15 protein-coding genes, 1 tRNA gene and 1 rRNA gene are annotated in these 20,587 nt (G+C 72.2%); 9 read left to right on the top strand and 8 right to left on the bottom strand.

The window, feature by feature from the left end; genetic code table 11:
- Positions 1 to 5 precede the first annotated feature (5 nt).
- The 5 genes from rrf to BM314_RS26455 all read left to right on the top strand — a co-directional run bounded on the left by rrf (position 6) and on the right by BM314_RS26455 (position 4,358).
- Positions 6 to 121: ribosomal RNA gene (gene rrf / locus BM314_RS26475) — 5S ribosomal RNA — on the top strand.
- 109 nt (positions 122 to 230) lie between these two features.
- Positions 231 to 307: transfer RNA gene (locus BM314_RS26470), tRNA-Met, on the top strand.
- A 551-nt stretch (positions 308 to 858) separates the two neighbouring features.
- Positions 859 to 1,338, top strand: a complete 480-nt coding sequence (locus BM314_RS26465; protein ID WP_020095549.1) for a Ros/MucR family transcriptional regulator — start codon at positions 859 to 861, stop codon at positions 1,336 to 1,338.
- 131 nt (positions 1,339 to 1,469) lie between these two features.
- Complete coding sequence (locus tag BM314_RS26460; RefSeq protein ID WP_042674063.1) at positions 1,470 to 2,927, top strand: Do family serine endopeptidase; 1,458 nt, start codon at positions 1,470 to 1,472, stop codon at positions 2,925 to 2,927.
- 87 nt (positions 2,928 to 3,014) lie between these two features.
- Entirely contained in the window at positions 3,015 to 4,358 is a 1,344-nt protein-coding gene (locus BM314_RS26455) for a replication-associated recombination protein A (RefSeq protein ID WP_056529899.1), read from the top strand.
- Positions 4,359 to 4,365: 7 nt separating this feature from the next.
- Here BM314_RS26455 and BM314_RS26450 read toward each other — a convergent pair whose 3' ends face one another.
- Positions 4,366 to 4,830 (bottom strand): Lrp/AsnC family transcriptional regulator, encoded by a 465-nt coding sequence (locus tag BM314_RS26450; protein WP_020095546.1) that lies wholly within the window; start codon positions 4,828 to 4,830, stop codon positions 4,366 to 4,368.
- 251 nt (positions 4,831 to 5,081) lie between these two features.
- Here BM314_RS26450 and BM314_RS26445 point away from each other — a divergent pair, with 251 nt between their 5' ends.
- Together BM314_RS26445 and ggt are read left to right on the top strand one after the other, a co-directional pair.
- Positions 5,082 to 6,092 carry a 1-aminocyclopropane-1-carboxylate deaminase gene (locus tag BM314_RS26445; RefSeq protein ID WP_091981328.1) on the top strand — a complete coding sequence of 337 codons (1,011 nt, stop codon included), beginning with the start codon at positions 5,082 to 5,084 and terminating at the stop codon, positions 6,090 to 6,092.
- A gap of 372 nt (positions 6,093 to 6,464) precedes the next feature.
- Positions 6,465 to 8,234 (top strand): gamma-glutamyltransferase, encoded by a 1,770-nt coding sequence (gene ggt, locus BM314_RS26440; protein WP_091981325.1) that lies wholly within the window; start codon positions 6,465 to 6,467, stop codon positions 8,232 to 8,234.
- A gap of 123 nt (positions 8,235 to 8,357) precedes the next feature.
- On the opposite strand, the gene purD is transcribed toward ggt, so the two are convergent.
- The 3 genes from purD to BM314_RS26425 all read right to left on the bottom strand — a co-directional run bounded on the left by purD (position 8,358) and on the right by BM314_RS26425 (position 11,380).
- Positions 8,358 to 9,632 (bottom strand): phosphoribosylamine--glycine ligase, encoded by a 1,275-nt coding sequence (gene purD / locus BM314_RS26435; protein ID WP_091981324.1) that lies wholly within the window; start codon positions 9,630 to 9,632, stop codon positions 8,358 to 8,360.
- Positions 9,633 to 9,741: 109 nt separating this feature from the next.
- Entirely contained in the window at positions 9,742 to 10,068 is a 327-nt protein-coding gene (locus BM314_RS26430; protein WP_020095542.1) for a hypothetical protein, read from the bottom strand.
- Between the two features lie 85 nt (positions 10,069 to 10,153).
- Positions 10,154 to 11,380 (bottom strand): oxalate decarboxylase family bicupin, encoded by a 1,227-nt coding sequence (locus tag BM314_RS26425; protein WP_056529912.1) that lies wholly within the window; start codon positions 11,378 to 11,380, stop codon positions 10,154 to 10,156.
- Positions 11,381 to 11,585: 205 nt separating this feature from the next.
- Here BM314_RS26425 and BM314_RS26420 point away from each other — a divergent pair, with 205 nt between their 5' ends.
- Together BM314_RS26420 and BM314_RS26415 are read left to right on the top strand one after the other, a co-directional pair.
- Entirely contained in the window at positions 11,586 to 12,854 is a 1,269-nt protein-coding gene (locus BM314_RS26420) for an efflux RND transporter periplasmic adaptor subunit (RefSeq protein ID WP_091981321.1), read from the top strand.
- 137 nt (positions 12,855 to 12,991) lie between these two features.
- Complete coding sequence (locus BM314_RS26415) at positions 12,992 to 15,421, top strand: membrane-bound PQQ-dependent dehydrogenase, glucose/quinate/shikimate family (RefSeq protein ID WP_091981320.1); 2,430 nt, start codon at positions 12,992 to 12,994, stop codon at positions 15,419 to 15,421.
- 90 nt (positions 15,422 to 15,511) lie between these two features.
- Here BM314_RS26415 and BM314_RS26410 read toward each other — a convergent pair whose 3' ends face one another.
- The 4 genes from BM314_RS26410 to BM314_RS26395 all read right to left on the bottom strand — a co-directional run bounded on the left by BM314_RS26410 (position 15,512) and on the right by BM314_RS26395 (position 20,533).
- A complete protein-coding gene (locus BM314_RS26410) occupies positions 15,512 to 16,447 on the bottom strand; it encodes a dihydrodipicolinate synthase family protein (protein ID WP_091981317.1) in 936 nt (311 codons plus the stop codon).
- A gap of 115 nt (positions 16,448 to 16,562) precedes the next feature.
- On the bottom strand, positions 16,563 to 18,827 hold the full coding sequence (locus tag BM314_RS26405; protein ID WP_091981315.1) for a xanthine dehydrogenase family protein molybdopterin-binding subunit: 2,265 nt from the start codon (positions 18,825 to 18,827) through the stop codon (positions 16,563 to 16,565).
- A gap of 171 nt (positions 18,828 to 18,998) precedes the next feature.
- Positions 18,999 to 20,042, bottom strand: coding sequence for an FAD binding domain-containing protein (locus BM314_RS26400; RefSeq protein WP_091981313.1), 1,044 nt, complete (start codon positions 20,040 to 20,042; stop codon positions 18,999 to 19,001).
- Positions 20,039 to 20,533 carry a (2Fe-2S)-binding protein gene (locus BM314_RS26395; RefSeq protein ID WP_042673359.1) on the bottom strand — a complete coding sequence of 165 codons (495 nt, stop codon included), beginning with the start codon at positions 20,531 to 20,533 and terminating at the stop codon, positions 20,039 to 20,041. Before BM314_RS26395 ends, BM314_RS26400 begins: the two co-directional genes overlap by 4 nt.
- Between the last annotated feature and the right edge of the window lie 54 nt (positions 20,534 to 20,587).

The following is a 20,587-nucleotide window of genomic DNA, read 5'->3' as shown; positions in this document are numbered from 1 at the left end:
GCCGGTCTGGTGGCCTGAGCGGCGTGCCCAGAACCCGATCCCATCTCGAACTCGGCCGTTAAACACGCCAGCGCCTATGGTACTGTGTCTCAAGACACGGGAGAGTCGGTCGCCGCCAGACCTGCCCATCGCAAGACACACACCTTCCCTCACCACGAACACCGATCCGGCCCCGGACACCGCCCGCGCTCACCAGAGCCGGTGCACCCGGACCAGCCGCACACACTTGGCGCGGGGTGGAGCAGCCCGGTAGCTCGTCAGGCTCATAACCTGAAGGTCACAGGTTCAAATCCTGTCCCCGCAACCAAATCCGACACACAGAACCCGCCGCGCTTAACAGCGCGGCGGGTTCTGCGTTTGTCCGGCCACGGACGGAGCCCGAACGCCCGAGCGAGTTCGCGATCAGGTTGCGCCACTGGCGCACCGTCGGTCCGCTTCCAGACCCTCCGTCGCTCACCGCCGAGGTGCGGTCGCCACAAAGCGTCGTTGAGGTTGTCCTATCGGCTTTGAGGTATCGGCCAGCGACGCTCTGCGAATGCACAATCGATGGGCAGAAACGGCCTCGTAAGCTCTATAGCCGGCACCGCATCGCACCTTCGGCTGTAGAGTGCAGGCCGCGTCAGGTCGCAGGGATAAATCGGCAATATCGATTGCGCACAAGCGAGACCCTGATAGGCATTACTCCTTGAGGTTGAGCGATCAAGATCGCTCTTATTACGCTATTTGGGACCGTATACCCCAGTTCCGAATTTAAGACTTGACGCTTCTTGCGAATGCGATTGTATCAGGCGTCCGAATCGCGACGCAGTGCTTGCGTTCTGGCGAGTTTCGTCATCACGAGAAGGCAACGCACGAGACATGGCCCAGTCGAACGGCGGCTCTCTCCGCCTCGTCACGCTCGCCTCCGAGATCGTCTCGGCCTATGTGAGCCACAATCACGTGCAGAGCGCGGATCTGCCCGGCCTCCTCAACGAGGTGCACGCGGCGATTCGGGGGGTCTGCGACGCCGGCCAGAGCCCGCCGATCGCCAAGGCGACCGCGCAGGAGATCCGGCGCTCGATCAATCCGGACTTCCTGATCTCGTTCGAGGACGGGAAGCCCTACAAGACGCTGCGCCGGCACCTCACCCTGCGCGGCCTGACGCCGGAGGCCTACCGCGCCAAGTGGGGCCTCGCCTCGGACTACCCGATGACGGCCCAGAGCTATTCCGAGCAGCGCTCGCAGCTCGCCCGCTCCCTGGGCCTCGGGCAGCCGCGCGCCGCGGCGCCGGAACCCGAAGCCGAGCCCGCGCCGCAGCCCGCCGGGAAGCGGCGGGCGCGCAGCAAGGAAGCCGTCTGACGGCGACACGCCCCGCCTGCGGCGAAGGTGTCGTCGACCTGCCGCAATCGGCCTCGATAGCGTGGGGCCGCACGGTGCGCCTGCCTTGTCTCGGCCTGGACGGCGCGCCCGCCCAGACGCCGGAGCCCTGCATGCTGACCCGCCTCACCCTGCCCGCCCTCGTCGCAGCCCTGCTGGCCGCCAGCCCGGCCGCGGCGCAGATGGCGCGGACGGAGACCCGGGAGCCCGCGAAGGACGGCACCGCGAAGGTCGTGCCGCTGAGCAAGGCCGACGTGCAGCTCTCCTTCGCCCCCGTGGTGAAGCGGGCCGCGCCCTCGGTGGTGAACGTCTACGCCTCCCACGTGGACAAGCGCTCCAGCGCGCGCACCAGCGCCATGGAGGAGTTCATGCGCCGCTTCTTCGGCGAGCCGGAGGGCGGCCGCGGCCCCCGGGGTGACCGGGCGCAGCGCTCCCTGGGCTCGGGCGTGCTGGTCGATGCCGACGGGCTCGTGATCACCAATAACCACGTCATCGACAACATGAACGAGGTGCGGATCGCCCTGGCGGATCGCCGCGAGTTCGAGGCCACGATCGTGATGCGCGACACCCGCACCGACCTCGCGGTGCTCAAGATCAAGGAGCCGCCGAAGGGCCTCGTGCCGATGCCGTTCGGCGATGCCGACGCCCTGGAGGTCGGCGACTTCGTGATGGCGATCGGCAACCCGTTCGGCGTCGGCCAGACGGTGACGCAGGGCATCGTCTCGGCGCTGGCGCGCACGCAGGTCGGCTCGGCGGACTATCAGTACTTCATCCAGACCGACGCGGCGATCAACCCGGGCAATTCCGGCGGCGCGCTGGTCGATCTGCGCGGCCAACTCGTCGGCATCAACACCGCGATCTACTCGCAATCCGGCGGGAGCCACGGCATCGGCTTCGCGATCCCGGTGGGCATGGTCAAGGCGGTGGTCGACGCCGCCCGGGACGGGGCGAACGTCGTGCGCCGGCCCTGGCTCGGGGCGCGCATCCAGAGCGTGACGCCCGACATCGCCGACAGCATGGGCCTCGACCACCCGACCGGCGTGCTGGTGGCGAGCCTCCAGCCCAAGAGCCCGGCCGAGGAGGCGGGCCTGAAGCGCGGCGACCTGATCCTCACGGTCGACGGCCAGGAGGTCGCCGATCCGGAGGCCTTCGGCTACCGCTTCGCCCTGAAGGGCGTGCAGGGCCACGCCCGGTTCGGGATCCTGCGCGGCACGACCCGTCAGACGGTCCCGGTCAAGCTCGCCCCGGCGCCCGAGACGCGTCCCCGGGACGCGCTCAAGGTGAAGACCCGCTCGCCCTTCCTCGGCGCGACCCTCGTCAACACCTCGCCGGCGGTGGCCGAGGAGATGCAGGTGGACTTCCCGGCCGAGGGCGTGGCCGTGCAGGCGGTGGACGAGAACTCCATCGCGGCCCGGGTCGGGCTGCAGAAGGGCGACGTGATCGTGGCGGTCAACGGCGTGCCGATGGCGACCACGAAGGATCTCGACCGGGTCACCCGCAACAGCCTCAATTCCTGGGAGGTCGCGATCAACCGCAACGGCGAGATCCTGACCTCGGTGTTCGGCGGCTGATCCCGTCGCGGGGCGCCAGGTCCGTGGCCGTGGGCAAGCCCCGGCTCCCGGCTTGCGCCCCCGGCCGCGCCCGGTGTTGATGCGCGGATGTCCGACCTGTTCGCCTCCGCGGAGACACCCGCCGCGCCGGATCCCGGCCGCCCCCCCGGCGCCGAGGCCGCCCGCCCGCTGGCGGACCGGCTGCGCCCGCAGACCCTCGCCGAGGTCGTCGGCCAGGAACACCTGACCGGGGAGGGCGGGGCGCTCACGCGCCTGCTGCGGGGACGGACGCTCGGCTCGCTGATCTTCTGGGGGCCGCCCGGCACCGGCAAGACCACGGTGGCGCGGCTGCTCGCCCAGGGCACCGACCTGCATTTCGAGCAGATCTCGGCGATCTTCTCCGGCGTGCCCGACCTGCGGAAGGTGTTCGAGGCGGCGCGCAAGCGGCGGGCGACCGGGCAGGGGACCCTGCTGTTCGTCGACGAGATCCACCGGTTCAACCGGGCCCAGCTCGACGCCTTCCTGCCGGTGATGGAGGACGGGACCGTCACGCTGGTGGGCGCGACGACGGAGAACCCGTCCTTCGAGCTGAACGCCGCGCTCCTGTCCCGCGCCCGGGTGCTGCTGTTCCGGGCCCTCGATCCGGGCGCCGTCGCGCGGCTGCTGGTCCGGGCCGAGGCGCTGACGGGCCAAGCCCTGCCGCTTACCGAGGAGGCGCGCGGCGTTTTGGTCCGCATGGCCGACGGCGACGGCCGCGCGGCCCTGACCCTGGCGGAAGAGGTCTGGCGCTCGGCCCGCCCCGGCGAGACCCTCGACGCCGAGGCGCTGCAAGCGATCGTGCAGCGGCGCGCGCCCATCTACGACAAGGCGCAGGAGGGCCACTACAACCTGATCTCGGCGCTCCACAAGACCGTGCGCGGCTCGGATCCGGACGCGGCGCTCTACTATCTCTGCCGGATGCTCGATGCCGGGGAGGACCGACTGTTCATCGCCCGCCGGCTCGTGCGCATGGCGGTGGAGGATATCGGGCTCGCCGACCCGCAGGCGCTGGTGGTGGCCAACGCCGCCAAGGACGCGTTCGACTTCCTCGGCAGCCCCGAGGGCGAGCTGGCCCTCGCCCAGGCGGCGATCTACCTCGCCTGCGCGCCGAAATCGAACGCCGTCTACGAGGCCTACAAGGCCGCGACGCGGCTGGCCAAGGAGGCGGGCTCCCTGCCGCCGCCGCGGACCATCCTCAACGCGCCGACCAAGCTGATGAAGCGGATCGGCTACGGCGAGGGCTACCGCTACGACCACGACGAGCCCGACGCCTTCTCGGGCCAGGATTACTGGCCCGACGCGCTCGGGCGCCAGCACCTCTACCAGCCGACCGAGCGGGGCTACGAGACCCGGCTCGCCGAGCGCCTCGACCGGTGGGAGGCGCTGCGCAAGGCGCGGCGCGGGGAGGGGTAGGGGGCCCTCACAGATCGAGCGGCGCGTTGTCGATCACCTCCTTCATCACGAAGAAGGTCCGGGTCTGGCGCACCCCCGGCAGGCCGATCAGCGTGGCGCTGTGGAGGCGATTGAAGTCGGCCATGTCGGAGACCCGGATCTTCAGCATGTAGTCGAAGTCTCCAGCCACGAGGTGGCAGTCGAGGAGCGCGGGGATCGCCCGCACGGCGGCCTCGAACTCCGAGAAACTCTCGGGCGTCGAGCGGTCGAGCACGACGCCGACGAAGACCAGGGTGCCGCGCCCGACCCGCATCGGATCGATCAGCGCCCGGACCGCCCGCACGAACCCGTCCGCGAACAGGCGCTGGATCCGGCGATGGCAGGTGGCCGCACTGGTGCCGACCCGCTCGGCGATCTCGGCATTCGCCATGCGCCCGTCCGTCTGGAGGAGGCGGAGGATCTTCTGGTCGATCCGATCGAGCCCTGCGGACATGGATGATTCTTTCGGACGCGGCGCGAAATCCGGAATACTCCGTAGCCAGCCTGGTCAGCAGCGCAAGTCAAGCTCTGTTCATGCTCGAAGATCGAGAGCACCTTTCATCCCGGATCGGGTAGATTCTCCCCGCGCCTCGAAGACGGAGCCGGGCCTCGCGCCGGGCCGTCGCCGAGGCCTCGCTTCGACGCGCCCGGGCGGACCGAGACCGCTGCTGCCCCCGGCCGCGCCCCGAGACCCGGAGAGACCCGATGCTGGACAAGTTCGAGCGCTATCCCCTGACCTTCGGCCCGACGCCGATCGAGCCGCTCAAGCGCCTGACCGCGCATCTCGGCGGGGACGTCGAGCTCTACGCCAAGCGCGAGGATTGCAATTCGGGCCTCGCCTACGGCGGCAACAAGCTGCGCAAGCTCGAGTACATCGTGCCGGACGCGATCAAGAGCGGCGCCGACACGCTGGTGTCGATCGGTGGCGTGCAGTCGAACCACACCCGCATGGTCGCGGCGGTCGCCGCCAAGATCGGGATGAAGTGCCGGCTGATCCAGGAGGCCTGGGTGCCCCACGAGGACGCCGTCTACGACCGGGTCGGCAACATCCTCCTGTCGCGGATCATGGGCGCGCAGACGCAGCTCGTGGATGACGGGTTCGACATCGGCATCCGCGATTCGTGGAAGCGGGCCCTCGCCGAGGTCGAGGCCGAGGGCGGCAAGCCCTACGCGATCCCGGCCGGCGCCTCGGTGCACAAGTACGGCGGGCTCGGCTATGTCGGCTTCGCCGAGGAGGTGCGCAGGCAGGAGGCCGAGATGGGCCTGCGCTTCGACTACGTGGTGGTCTGCACGGTGACCGGATCGACCCATGCCGGCATGCTGGTGGGCTTCTCGGCCGACGGGCGCGCCCGCAACGTCATCGGCATCGACGCCTCCTGCACCCCGGCCCAGACCAAGGCCCAGGTCCTCGACATCGCCCAGAACACCGCCGCCCTGGTCGGCGCGGGCGACATCGTGGCCGACGACGTGGTTCTCAACGAGGATTACGCCTACCCGGTCTACGGCGTGCCCTCCAAGGAGACCGTGGAGGCGATCCGCCTCTCGGCCCGGCTCGAGGGGATGATCACCGACCCGGTCTACGAGGGGAAGTCGATGCAGGGCATGATCGACCTCGTGAAGAAGGGCTTCTTCCCGAAGGGCTCGAAGGTGCTCTACGCCCATCTCGGCGGCGCGCCGGCGCTGAACGGCTACAGCTACACGTTCCGCAACGGCTGAGGCCTTCGGCGGCGCCGTCCTTGCGAGCGGAGCGAAGCAATCCAGCAGCGCCACGCTTCCTGACGTGGCGCGACCCTGGGTCACTTCGCTGCGCTCGTGATGACGGAGAGGGGCACCTCAACCGAACCGTTCCAGCGAAACCGAGTGAGGCGGATCGGCCCGATCCCTCACCGCCCTTCGCCCCTCTCATCCTGCGGTGCTGTGCAGCGGGCTCGGAGGGGCTCGGAGGGGCTCCGGAAGTCTCGCGAGCCCTCGGAGGCTCCTTCGCGGCGGCTTCGCCGCCCCTCGGGATGCGGTGATCGGACGGGTCCAGCGACTCCAGCGCATGGTCCCCTATATGACGGCGCGGGACCCGCACCGGAGAGGGCAGGGATGATCGCACCGGCACGCGCGCTGCTTCTCACGGCCCTGCTCGCCCTGGGCGCGCCCGCTGCGCGCTCCGCCTCGGGACCGGCCGTCGAGGCCGAGAACGGGATGGTGGTCTCGTCCCAGCGCCTCGCCTCGCAGGTGGGCGCCGACATCCTGAGGGCCGGCGGCAACGCCGTCGACGCCGCGGTGGCGGTCGCCTACGCCGAGGCGGTGGTGAACCCCTGCTGCGGCAACATCGGCGGCGGCGGCTTCCTGGTGCTCCACAGCGCCGACGGGCGCAGCCGCTTCATCAATTTCCGCGAGACCGCCCCGGCGGCCGCCACCCGGGACATGTATCTCGACGCTGCCGGCAACGTCGTGAAGGGCGCGAGCCTGCGCGGCTGGAAGGCGGCCGGCGTGCCCGGGACGGTGCTCGGCCTCAACACCGCCCTTGCCGCGTACGGGACCCTGCCGCTGGCGCGGGTGATGGCGCCGGCGATCGCGCTCGCCCGGGACGGGTTCGTGCTGACCCGGGGCGACACCGACATCCTCGAATCCGGCACGAAGCTGTTCGCGGGCCAAGCGAACGTCGCCCGGATCTTCCTGCGCCCGGACGGCAGCCCCTGGCGGCCCGGGGACCGGCTGGTCCAGTCCGACCTCGCCCGCACCCTCCAGGCCATCGCCGACCACGGCGCGGACGCGTTCTACAAGGGCGCGATCCCGGAGGCCGTGGAGGCGGCCTCCCGGGCGGGCGGCGGCCTGCTGACGGCCTCCGACTTCGCCGCCTACACGGTGACGCAGTCCGAGCCGCTCACCTGCCGCTACCGGGGCGCCATGATCCTGTCGGCGCCCCCGCCCTCGTCCGGCGGCACCACGCTCTGCGAGATCCTCAGCATCCTCGACGGTTACGACCTGCGGGCGGCGGGGTTCAACTCGGCCCGGACCGTGCACCTGATGGTCGAGGCGATGCGGCGCGCCTACGCGGACCGCAACCTGCTGCTCGGCGACCCGGCCTTCGTGGAGAACCCGGTCGACCGGCTGCTGTCGCAGGCCTACGCGGAGACGCTCCGGGCCTCGATCCGCCCGGACCGGGCGACCCCGTCGGCGGAGATCCGTCCGGATCCCGGCCCGGAGCCGCGGGAGCGGCCCGAGACCACCCACATCTCGGTGATGGACAAGGCCGGCAACGCGGTCGCGCTGACCTACACGATCAACGGCTATTTCGGCGCCGGGGTGATCGCCGGCGACACGGGGTTCTTCCTCAACGACGAGATGGACGACTTCACCGTCAAGACCGGGGTGCCGAACCTGTTCGGCCTCGTGCAGGGGACCAGGAACGCGATCCAGCCGGGCAAGCGCCCGCTCTCGTCCATGGCGCCCACGATCGTGCTGCGCGACGGCAAGGTCGCGCTGGTGGCGGGCTCGCCGGGGGGCTCGCGGATCATCACGATCAACGCGCAGACGCTGATCAACGTGCTCGATTTCGGCATGGAGCCGCAGGAGGCGGTGGACGCCCCGCGCATCCATCACCAGTGGCTGCCCGACACGGTCTACGCCGAGCCCTTCGCGCTCTCGGCGGACACCCAGGCCATCCTCAGGGGCATGGGCCACACGATCGTCGAGCAGAGGCCCTGGGGGGCGCAGGAGCTCATCGCGGTCCGGGCCGCGGCGCCCGTGCCTCCGGAGGCCGCGTCGTCGGGCAACGACGCCTCGCGCACGGAGCGGATGCGGCCGGGCCTGCTCTACGGCGCCAACGACAATCGCCGGCCGGCCGGCGCGGCGGTTGGGGAGTAGGCGAGGTTTCCGGACGCTGCGCGGCACCGCGCGGGCTCGGGTCCCGGATCAGCCTCCGCGGCGTCCCGGGCGTCGGGGGCAGGGAGGCGCACGGCCCGCCGCGGCGTCGAACGCGGGCGCCGCTCAGCCCTCTTCCGCCTCCCGCGCCACGGCGCGGAACCCGATGTCGCGCCGGCAGAAACCCTCCGGCCAGTCGATCCGGGCCACCGCCGCGTAGGCGCGGGCCTTGGCGTCCGTGACGCTGTCGCCGAGGGCCGTCACCGCCAGGACCCGGCCGCCATCGGCCAGCAGCTGCCCGTCCTCGGCGCGGGTGCCGGCCTGGAACACGTGGACCCCGTCGCCCTCGGCGGCGTCGACGCCCCGGATCACCGAGCCCCGGACCACGGCGCCCGGATAGCCGGCCGCCGCCATCACCACGGTGAGGGCCGCCCGGTGCGGATCGAATTCCAGGCTCACGCCGGAGAGGTCGCCCTCGCAGGCCGAGAGCAGGGCCGGCACGAGGTCGGAGGCGAGGCGCGGCATCAGCACCTGCGCCTCGGGGTCGCCGAAGCGGGTGTTGTACTCGATCAGCTTGGGGCCGTCGGCGGTGAGCATCAGGCCGGCGTACAGGATGCCGGTGAACGGGCAGCCGCGGGCCCGCATGCCGGCAAGCGTCGGCGCGATGATCTCGGCCATGACCCGGGCCTCGATCTCCGGGGTGACCACCCGGGCCGGGGAATAGGCGCCCATGCCGCCGGTATTGGGCCCCCGGTCCCCGTCGAAGACCCGCTTATGGTCCTGGGCGGTGCCGAGGGAGATCGCCCGCGTGCCGTCGCACAGGGCGAAGAAACTCGCCTCCTCGCCGAACAGGCACTCCTCGACCACGACCTCGGCGCCGGGCTCGGCGAAGAGGCCGGTCAGCGCGTCCTCGGCCTGGTCGACCGTCTCGGCAACGGTGACGCCCTTGCCGGCGGCGAGGCCGTCGGCCTTCACGACGATCGGGGCGCCCTGCTGGCGGACATAGGCCAGCGCCGGCTCCAGGTCGGAGAAGCGCGCGAAGGCGGCGGTCGGGATGTTGCAGGCGGCGCAGAGATCCTTGGTGAAACCCTTCGAGCCCTCGAGCCGGGCGGCGTCGCGGGTCGGCCCGAAGGCGCGGATCCCGGCGGCCTTCAGGTCGTCCACCAGGCCGGCGACGAGGGGCGCCTCGGGCCCGACCACCACGAGGCCGATCGCCTCCGCCGCGCAGAAGGCGGCGACGGCCGCGTGGTCCGTGACCTTGAGGTCCGGCCGGTTGGTCCCGTGGCGGGCCGTGCCGGGATTGCCCGGCGCCGTGAACAGGCGGGTGCAGAGCGGGCTCTGGGCCAGTCGCCAGGCCAGGGCGTGCTCGCGGCCGCCGGAGCCGATCAGCAGGATATTCATGCGCACGCCACCATGGGCCCAGCTTCTGGGGGAAGCGTGCCCGCGGGAAAAGGTTTTTTTCGGGCTTTCCCCGCTCTGCGCGGATATCCCGGCGGCGCGGAGGCCGATGTCAGCAGCCGGTGCAGACGCTCGTGTTGAGGCCGCCGCCCCGCCGCACGATCCCGTTGCGACCGATATGGCGGCCCCGGTACACATCCCCGCGGACGCCCCGATAGGGCAGGTAGGGCCCGAAGGAATCGGCCTGGACGTTGCGCTGGAACGTCTGGTTCAGCGTGTTGAAGTCCGAGACCCGCTGCTGGTTGAGCGACCGGATCTGGCCCTGCAGGGCGAATGAGGCGTTGGCGGCATTCGGGTCGTTCTGCTGCACCTGCGCCGAGGCGGAGCCCGCCGGGAGGGCGAGCGCCAGGGCGAGGAGCGCGCGGGACGCGGCACGCATGGGTCCCTCCGTGCGAGAGTCGAGCGGGTTTCGGAAACGCTTGTGCGAGTCGACGCGCCAGGATCGGTCCGGGTTCCCGGGCGCGTCAACCCGGCACAACGGGGGACTTCGTCTCCGGCAGGGCCTCAAGGCGCTCGGGATCCAGCCCGGTATGGGCCTGAACCAGGGGGTGCGGGGTCAGGGCCAGCCACTGCGTCAGGGAGATGTCGGCGTAGCGCGGGCTCTTGAACATCTCCAGGAATGTCAGGGTCGTGTCGCCGGTATTCTCGATGTAGTGCCCCATGGCGAAGGGCACGTAGCCGACGTCGCCGGCCCGGTAGTCGAAGGTGCGGGCCTTCGATTCCGAGCCGAACACCGTCATCCGGCCCTGGCCGGAGAGGTAGTACTGCCACTCGTCGCTGTTCGGGTGCCAGTGCAGCTCGCGCAGCCCCCCGGGCTCGACCTCGACCAGGGCCGCCGCGATCGTCACGGAAGCCGGGAACACCGTGGAATCGGTGATGCGCACGCTGCCGCCCCGGGTGCGGACCGGCTCCTGTGCCAGCATGCGGTGGCTGAAGGTCTTCGGCACCGGCCCGGAGCCGCCCATCCTGTCGGCCGCGAGCGGGCCGGGTTTCGGGCCGGGGAAGATGTAGAGCTCCTTCTCGGGGATCCTGGCGAAGGCGCTCTCGGGCAGGCCGAAATTCTTGGCGAGCACGTCCCGGGGCGTGTGGGCCAGCCAGTCGGTGAGCAGGAAGGTGGAATCCTCCGAGAAACCGCCGTCGTCGAAGACGAGCAGGAACTCGCACCCGTCGATCCCGTCGGCGGCGAGTCCCTGGATGGAGTGCGGGATGCCGCCCGGGAAGTACCAGAGGTCGCCCGCGCCGACATCGTCCGCGAAGGTGCGCCCGTCCTGGTCGACCGCGGTGATCCGGGCCTTGCCCTTGATCATGTAGGCCCACTCGGATTCCTTGTGCCAGTGCATCTCGCGGACCGCGCCGGCCTTGAGCCGCATGTTGACCCCGGCCATGGCCTTGGAGACGGGCAACTCGCGGATCGTGGTCTGGCGCGCCCAGCCGCCCTCCTCCAGCCGCATGTGGCTGTCCGCGAAGGACCATTTCAGGTTCGGCATGGTGCCGTGGTCGGTGGCGGGCGGCGCCAGGGTGAACGGCTCCTCGGCGGCGCGGGGCCGGTTCTGCGGGCCCAGGATGTCGGCGCCTTTGCCGCCGCGCTCGGGGAGGCGCGGGGCCGGCCCGGCGGATTGCGCCGCGGCGGAGGACGCGGCCATCGCGCCGCCGGCGGCTGCGATGACGGCGCGCCTGGAGATCTCGGTCATCGTGGGTGGGTCCCTGAGTCCGTGGCAGGGAAACCGGTCGCGTGCTCGGAGGATCCGCGGGCGGGCCGCGCTGTGCGCTGCGGCATCTCGCCCGGAGCCCGCGCGCGGTCTATGCATTGAAGACGGCGCATTGAATACGGCGGCGCACGCGTCCCGGCCGGGCGCCGAGGCGGCGGTTCAGGCGCGGCGCGACCCGAGGGCGAGGATGGCGGACCGGGACAGTTCAGCCACGGACGGAACCGTCCCGCCCGCCCGCGGCGGCCGCCGGTGGCTCGCCCTGCTGGCGCTGGCGGGCCTCGGCGTCCTCGGATACCGCCTGTGGCCGGACGCGTCGCGCGCGGCGAGTCCGCCCGCCGCCGAGGCGAAACCGCCGACCGTGCGGGTCACCGCCGCGGCCCGGGCCTCCGACACCCTGAGCCTGACCCAGACGGGCACCACCCAGGCGTTCGACATCGCGAACCTCTACCCGCGGGCGACCGGCTACATCGTCGAGCGCAAGGTCGATATCGGCTCGCACGTGAAGGCGGGTGACCTGCTGTTCCGGATCAGCGCGCCCGACCTCGATCAGCAGCTGGTCCAGGCCCAGTCGCAGGTGCTGCAGCTCCAGGCGGCGCTGATCCAGGCGCGGGCGATGGTGGATCAGGCCGAGGCCAACCGCCACCTCGCCGACGTGACCAACCGGCGGACCTCGACGCTCGCCGGCACCGGGGTCGAGACCCGGCAGAACGCCGACACCTCCCAGGCCGGGGTGCTGGCGCAGACCGCCAACGTCGACGCCGCCAGGGCCGCCGTGAAGGTCGCGGAGGCCAACATCGCCGCCCAGGAGGCGCAGGTCGCCCGGCTCAAGGTCCTGACCGGCTTCGAGGAGATCCGCGCGCCCTTCGACGGGGTGGTGACGGCCCGCAACAACGACGTCGGCGACGCGGTCACGGCGGACACGAATACGGGGGCGCCGCTCCTCACGCTGAACCGGGACGACGTGCTGCGCATGGCGGTGAACGTGCCGCTCTACGCCGCCGACGGCGTCCGCGACGGGCTGGCCGCCTCGGTCGAGGTGGCGCAGATCCCGGGCCGGATCTTCCCCGGCACGGTCTCGCGCTCGTCGACGACGCTGCTCTCGGCCGCGCGCACGCTGGTCACGCAGGTCGACATCCCCAACCCCGACGGGGCGCTGCGGCCGGGACTCTACATCACGATCACGCTGGAGATCCCGCGGGTCTCGCCCGCCGTGACGGTGCCGAACGACGCGCTGATCTTCGACCAGCACGGGACCCGCGTGGCCGTGGTCGAGGCGGCCGGGGACGGGGGGGGCGTGGTGCGGATGCGCCCCGTCACGATCTTCCGCCAGACCCGCACGCTCCTGGAGCTGCGCGACGGTCTGAACGGCAGCGAGCGCGTCGTCGTGGGCCCGCCGGCCTCGCTGCGCGACGGCGACAGGGTCACCCTGCGTCCGGAGGACCGGGCCGGGGCGTGAGCGGCGGCGCCCGGCAGCCTTGTCCAGCCTTGGGACAGCTACGGCGGCGATAAGCCGTCGGGCATGCGGCGGCGCCGTGGGGGCTCAGCTTCCGGCGCCGCCGTGACCGGCCGGCTCAGGAAGCGGATACCACCGCCGTGGCACTCGGAACGATAGCGCTGTCGATCGCGCTGCTCGGGCTCGCTCTCGCGAGCTTCGGTCTGACACTGGCCCTCGCGGGCGGGTCCTGGTTCTACGTGACCCTGGGCTTGGGCGTGCTGGTCTCCGGCGTCGAGCTGGTCCGGCGACGCCAGAACGGCCTCCGGATCTACGCCCTGGTGCTGGCGGCGGCCTTCGCCTGGACGGTGAGCGAGGTCGGATTCGACAAGTGGCAATGGATCCCGCGCGGGGGCCTGCTCCTCCTCGTCGGGCTCGTGCTCTGCCTGCCCTCCGTGGTGCGGCGCCTACGCGACGCGCCCGAACGGCCCTGGAGGCCCGGTCTCGGGAACGGTCCGCTCGCCCTCCGGGTCGTCGTCCTGCTGATCGCGGCCTCGGGCGCCGAGTCCTGGTTCGTCGACCCGGTCGAGACGCGGGGCAGCCTGCCGAAGGTCGCGGGGGCGGGGCCGGCCGCCGTCGATCCGAGCGGCGTTCCCTATCCGGCCGACGACTGGGTCGCCTACGGCGGCACCAATCTCGGCCAGCGCTACTCGGCGCTGGCGGATATCGGCACCGCCAATGTCCGGGGCCTCGCCGTGGCCTGGGAGCACCATACCGGCGACCTGCGCGGCGACAGCCGGGCGGATCCGAAGGAATTCACCTTCGAGGCCACGCCGATCAAGGTGAACGGGCTGCTCTACCTCTGCACGCCGCACAACATCGTCCAGGCCCTGGAGCCCGAGACCGGCCGGCTGGTTTGGGCCTTCGACCCGAAGATGGCGCGGGACGGCCAGTACCAGCACCAGACCTGCCGCGGCGTGTCCTACAACGACTCGGCCGGCTACGCGCCGCCCGCCGAGACCGACGCCGACCGGGCCGCCGCCGTCGCGGCCGCGGTCGCCGAGTGCCCGCGCCGGATCATCGCGGCCTCGGTCGACGCCCGCCTCTACGCGCTGAACGCCGAGACCGGCGCCCCGTGCAGGACCTTCGGGGCGGACGGGTTCGTCGACCTGAAGGCGCAGATGCCGAACCTCCGGCGCGCCGCCTATCAGCAGACCTCAGCGCCGCTGGTGACCCGGAACCTCATCGTCCTCGGCAGCGCGATCGCCGACAACTACTACGCGGACAACCCCTCGGGCGTGATCCGCGCCTTCGACGTGCGCACCGGCGCGATCGTCTGGAAGTTCGACGCCGGCAAGCCCGACGCGACCGCGCCGCTGCGGCCCGGCGAGTCGTACGAGCCCAACTCGGCGGTGGCCTGGACGCAGTTCTCGGCCGACGAGGCGCTGGGGCTCGTCTACGTGCCGTTCGGCAACCGGGCGCCCGATCAGGTGGGCGTGGCCCGGTCGAAGGCGGACGAGGCCCTCATCGACGCCCTGGCGGCGCTGGATCTGGAGACGGGCGCGCTGCGCTGGGCGTTCCGGACCGCGTATCACGACCTGTGGGACCGCGATAACCCGTCCCAGCCGGTCCTCCTCACCCTGCCGCAGGGCGAGGGGACGGTGCCGGCGATCCTGATCCCCACCAAGGTCGGCAACGTCTGGGTCCTCGACCGCCGCACCGGCGCCCCGGTCCGGCCGGTCTCCGAGGTTCCGGTCTCGACCCGGACCGACATCCCGGGGGAGACGCCGTCCCCGGTCCAGCCGATGTCGTCCCTCCGCTTCACGCCGGCGCCGCTGACGGAGGCCGGCATGTGGGGCGTCACGCCCTTCGACCAGATCCAGTGCCGCCTCGCCTTCCGGTCGAACCGCTACGACGGCAACCCGTTCACGCCGCCCCAGGCTTCGGAGGGCGCGATCGTCTGGCCCGGCAATATCGGGGTGTTCAACTGGGGATCGGTGGCGGTCGATCCGGTCCATCACTGGATGATCGCGACGCCGCAATACCTGCCCTACATCTACCGCCTGCTCCCGCGCCCGCCGGGCGAGCCGGAGAGGCGCCTCCTCGGTGCCGATCCCGAGGCGAGCCCGGTCAACGAGAATCTCGGCGGCCGCTACGCGATCTCGATCGCGCACATGCGCTCCGCCCTCGGCATCCCCTGCAGCGCGCCGCCCTGGGGCGTGCGCGTCGGCGTGAATCTCGCCGACGGCACCGTCGCCTGGAAGCGCCGCAACGGCACGGTCGCGGGGCAGAAGGTCGGCGGTCTGGCCGTCCCGCTTCCCCTGGAGATGGGCATGCTGGCCCACGGCGGCACCCTGACCACGGCGGGCGGCGTCGCGTTCACGGCCGCCACGCTCGACGACCGCATCCGCGGCTACGACATGCAGACCGGCGAGGTCCTGTGGACCACGACGTTGCCGGCCGGCGGCCAGGCCACCCCGATGACCTATCGCGGCCGGGACGGCCGGCAGTACGTGGTGATCGCAGCGGGCGGGCACGGCTCGCTCGGAACCACGCCGGGCGATTCGGTCATCGCCTACAGGCTCGAGTGAGCCGTCGCGCGCCGAACGCAACCCGGCAGCCGCGGCGGGTTGAGCGAGGGCCCCGGCCTTCCGGCCGGGGCAGGGCGCGGCGGGGGCGGTCTAGGCCGCGAGACGGGCCCGCGCGTCGGTGCGGGCGAGGCGGGCCAGCAGGTACTCGACCTCGGCCTTCGCCTGCGCGGTCAGCGCCTGCGACGGCTTGCGCTGCGCGTCGGACGCGAAGATCCCCCGGCGCATGAACACGTATTTGCGGACCGCGAGCCCCAGCGGGCCCTGCTGCTGCTCGTAGCGGAGATAGGGGAGGTGGGCGTCGAACAGGTCGTGGGCGGCGTCGCGCTCGCCGGCCCGGCCGAGGCGGACCACGTCGACCAGCATCTCCGGGAAGGCGTAGCCGGTATTGGCCCCGTCGGCGCCGCGCTCGGTCTCGAAATCGAGGAACAGACCGCCGTTGCCGACCAGGATCGAGATGTGGCGCATCGAGCCGTCCGCCTCGAAGCCGCGCAGCGTCGAGATCTTCTCCAGCCCCGGCCAGTCCTCGTGCTTGAGCATCACGCAGGAGGGGTTCTCCGACACGATCCGGCGGATCACGCCGGGGGTCATCTGGACCGAGAAGGTGAGGGGATAGTCCTGAAGCACGAAGGGCACGTCCGGACCCACGGCCTCGGCGGCATTCCGAAAATAGCCGACCACTTGGTCGTCGGTGCGGAGCGTGTTGGGCGGCGCGATCATCACCCCGGCCGCGCCCAGCTCCATCACCTCCCGGGCGAGCGACCGCATGGCCGCGAAGCCCGGCGCCGTGACCCCGACGATCACCGGCAGCCGTGTGCGCCCGAGGACGCGCCGCGCCACGGCGATTCCCTCCGCGTGGTCGAGCTTGCCGGCCTCGCCGAGCTGGCCGAGGATCGTCAGGCCGTCGACGCCGGCCGCCCCGAAGAAGTCGGTCATCCGGTCGAGGGAGACCTCGTCGATCCGGCCGTCCGGATGGAACGGGGTCGGCGCGATCGGGACGACGCCGCCGATGTCGCTGGTGAGGGGCATGCCGGTCTCCGCGCTGCTGCGGCGGCCGCCGGCCGCCGGGTGGCATGCCCCATACTAAAAAAACCCGGGCGGCGCGACGCGCCCGGGACCGGTTCCACGCGACCGGAGCGCTGGATCAGCCCAGCAGCTTGTCGAGGGTGATCGGCATCTCGCGGACCCGCACGCCGGTGGCGTGCCAGACCGCGTTGGCGATGGCGCCCACCGTGCCGGTGATGCCGATCTCGCCGACCCCCTTCACGCCCAGGTTGTTCACCACCGCGTCGTCCTCGTGGACCAGGATCGCCTCCATGGCGGGCACGTCGGCGTTCACCGGCACGTGGTACTCGGCGAGGTTGTCGTTGAGGAAGCGGCCGGTGCGCGGGTCCATCTCGGCCCGCTCGTGCAGGGCGAAGGACAGGCCCCAGATCATCCCGCCGTAATACTGGCTCTGGACGAGGCGCGGGTTGATCACCCGGCCCGCCGCGAAGGCGCCGACGAGGCGGCTCACGCGGATCTGGCCGAGATCGGGATCGACCTTCACCTCGGCGAAGACCGCGCCGTGGGCGTGCATGGCGTAGGAGGCCTGCGCGGCCGGGTCGGCGCCGGCCTTGCCCTGGCCCTCGATGCGCGACCGGCCGGCCCGCCGGAGGATGTCGGTGAAGGACTCGCTCCGGCCCGGGTCGTCGCGCCGGGTCAGACGCCCGCCCGCGGCGGTCACGCCGGCATTGCCGGCGCCGTAGAGCGGGGAGGCGGGGTCGTTGGTGGCGAGCTCCGCGAGCTGCCGGATCACGTCGCCGGCCGCCGCGTGGACCGCGCCGCCCGCCGTGGCGGTGTGGCCCGAGCCGCCCGCGATGCCGGCATTCGGCAGGTCTGACGAGCCCATCCGGAAGGTGAGGGCGTCCATCCCGATCCCGAGGCCGTCGGCGGCGATCTGGGCGAGCGCCGTCCACGAGCCCTGGCCCATGTCGATCGCCCCGAGCTCCACCGTGCCGGTGCCGTCGGCGCGGATCTCGGCCCGGGCCATCCCCTCGAAGATCAGCGCCGGGAAGGTAGCGGTGCCCATGCCGGTGCCGACCAGGAACCCGTCCCGGTCGCGGGTCTGGCGGGGCTGCAGCGGGCGACCGACCCAGCCGAAGGCCTCGGCGCCGCGCCGGTAGCAGTCCCGCAGGGCCTTCGAGGAGAACGGCTTGCCGGTGATCGGCTCGACCTCGGCGTAGTTGGCGAGCCGGAACTCCAGCGGGTCCATGCCGAGTTCGTGGGCCATCTCGTCCAGCGCGCTCTCCAGGGCGACGCTGCCGGACGCCTCGCCGGGCGCGCGCATGAACAGCGGCGTGCCGGTGTCGAGGCGCACGGCCTCGTGCCGGATGGCGATGGCCGGGCTCGCGTACAGGGTGCTGGTCGCCCGGCCCGCCGGCTCGAAGAAGTCGTCGAAGCTCGACGAGGCGGTGCGGATGTGGTGGTCGAGGGCCGTCAGCTTGCCGGAGGCGTCGGCGCCGAGCCGGAGGGTCTGCCGGGTCGGTCCGCGATGGCCCGTCGGGCCGTACATCTGGGTCCGGGTCGGGACGAGCTTCACCGGCCTGCCGACGAGCTTCGCCGCCATGCAGGCGAGCACCTGCGGCCCGGCGGGGACGCCCTTCGAGCCGAAGCCGCCGCCGAGATAGGGGCTCTCGATGTGGATGTCGTCGGGGCCGATGCCGAACAGCCCGGCGAGCCTTGCCTGCGACATGGCGAGCGCCTGGGTCGGCATGAACAGCGTCAGCCGGTCCCCGTCCCAGCTCGCCACCGCCGCGTGGGGCTCCATGGCGTTGTGGTACTGGGCCGGCGTCTCGTAGGTGGCGGCGATCGTCTTGGACGCGGCCGCGAGTCCGGCCTCGACATCGCCGTCCGTCTCGACGGGCGGCGCGCCGACGCCGACCGAATCCGGCGTGAAGGCCTCGCCGGAATCGAGCCCGATCCGCGGCGTCTCGGCCGCGTAGGTCGGGGCGAGCAGCCGGGCGCCCTCGGTGGCCGCCTCCAGGGTCTCGGCGATCACCACGGCGATGGGCTGGTTGGCGTAGCGGACGCGGTCGTTCTGCAGGAGGTCGAGGCGGAACGTGAACGGCCCGTCCTTGGCGTCCGGGTCCTTGGCGAGCGTCGGGGCGTGCCCCGGCCGCATCACCGCGACGACGCCGGGATGCGCCTCGGCGGCGGCCACGTCGAGGCCGGTGACGCGTCCGCGGGCGATCCGGGCGACGCAGAGCGCCGCGTGGAGGGTTCCGGGCGGCAGGTTGTCGGCGGAGAAGCGGGCCTGGCCCGTCACCTTGAGCGGGCCGTCGCGCCGGGTCAGCGGCTGGCCGATGCTGGAGCCGTGCCGGATCGCGCCGGCGGGGAGATTCGGGGCGGGCGTGGAGGTCGCGGTCATGCGGGTCTCCTCAAAGGGTTCCGGTTGAAGCCTTCGGTTGCGGTGACCCGCTCCGTCATCACGAGCGCAGCGAAGTGACCCAGGGCAGCGCGACACCGGGCATCGTGGCGCCGCCTGGGTTGCTTCGCTCCGCTCGCAAAGACGGCCCTGGAGCCGCCGACCGGGGCAGGGTCAGACGATGCCGAACGGGGAAGCGGGGAGGGCCGGGATCCGGGCGGGCGTGCCCGCGGCGGCCTGGGTCAGCGCGCGGATCGCCACCCGGCGGGCGAGCTCGACCTTGAAGGCGTTGGCCTCACCGGTGGGCTTGGCGCCGGCGAGCGCGGCCTCGGCGGCCTTCGCGAAGGCCTCGGGGGAGGGTGCCTGCCCGGCGAGCGCGGCTTCAGCCTCCGCCACCCGCCAGGGCTTGAGCGCCAGCCCGCCCAGGGCGAGCCGGGCCTGGCCGATCCGGCCTCCGGCCTCCAGGGTGAGGGCGGCCGCCGCCGAGACCACCGCGAAGGCGTAGGAGGTGCGGTCGCGGACCTTGAGGTAGCGGGCATTACCCCGGAACGCGGCCGCCTCGGGGGGCAGGCGCAGGACGGTGATCAGCTCGCCGGGTCGCAGCTCGGTCTCCCGCTCCGGGTGGTCGCCGGGAAGGTGGTGGAACGCGGTGAGCGGCACCTCCCGGGCACCGTCCGGCCCGGCGATCTCGACCACCGCGTCGAGGGCGGCGAGCGGCACGCAGAAGTCGGACGGGTGAGTGGCGATGCAGTGCTCGCTCCAGCCCTGGACCGCGTGGATGCGGGTGGCGTGCCCCAGGGCCGCGCAGCCGGAGCCGGGCGCGCGCTTGTTGCAGGGCGAGACCGCGTCGGTGAAGTACTGGCAGCGGGTGCGCTGCATCAGGTTGCCGCCGACCGTGGCGGCGTTGCGCAGCTGCGCCGAGGCGCCGGCCAGCAGGGCCTCGGCCACCATCGGGTAGGCCTTGGCGAAGGCCGGGTCGTGGGCGAGGTCGCTGTTGCGGACCAGAGCCCCGACCCGGGCGGTGCCGTCCGGCAGCCGCTCGATGGCCGAGAGACCGGGGAGGCGGGTGATGTCGACGACCCGCTCCGGGGTGGCGACACCGCCCTTCATCAGGTCGACGAGGTTGGTGCCGGCGGCGAGGAAGGCGGTCCCCGGCTGCTGGCCGGCCGCCACGGCCTCGGGCACGCTCGCGGGGCGGATGTAGTCGAAGGTCCTCACGCCGCGTCCTCCCGCTGCTCCGAGGTCCGGGCGGCCGCGTCCTGCACGGCGTCCAGGATCCCCGCGTAGGCGCCGCAGCGGCAGAGATTGCCGCTCATGCCCTCGCGGATGCGCTCCGGATCGGTGCCGGCCTGGCCCTCGCGGATCAGGCCGACCGCGCTCATGATCTGGCCCGGCGTGCAGAAGCCGCACTGGAAGCCGTCATGGGCGATGAAGGCCGCCTGGACCGGGTGCAGCCGGTCGCCCTCGGCGAGCCCCTCGATGGTCAGGATCTCGGCGCCGTCGAGGCTCGCGGCGAGGGTCAGGCAGCTGTTGATCCGGCGCCCGTCCACCAGGACCGTGCAGGCGCCGCACTGGCCGCGGTCGCAGCCCTTCTTGGCGCCCGTCAGACCGAGGCGCTCGCGCAGGAGATCGAGGAGGGTGACGCGCGGATCGTCGAGGGCGATCTCGCGCGGCTGCCCGTTCAGGGTGAGCCTGAGGGGAATGGTCATGCGGGGGTCCCGGCTTCCAAGGCTGGAACCGTTACAGATAGCCGCCGCCCCGCT

It is taken from the genome of Methylobacterium sp. 13MFTsu3.1M2 (genome assembly GCF_900112625.1).
Lineage (GTDB): Bacteria > Pseudomonadota > Alphaproteobacteria > Rhizobiales > Beijerinckiaceae > Methylobacterium.
Note: the sequence above shows the minus strand (reverse complement) of the source record. Positions and strands in the feature narration are given on the sequence as shown.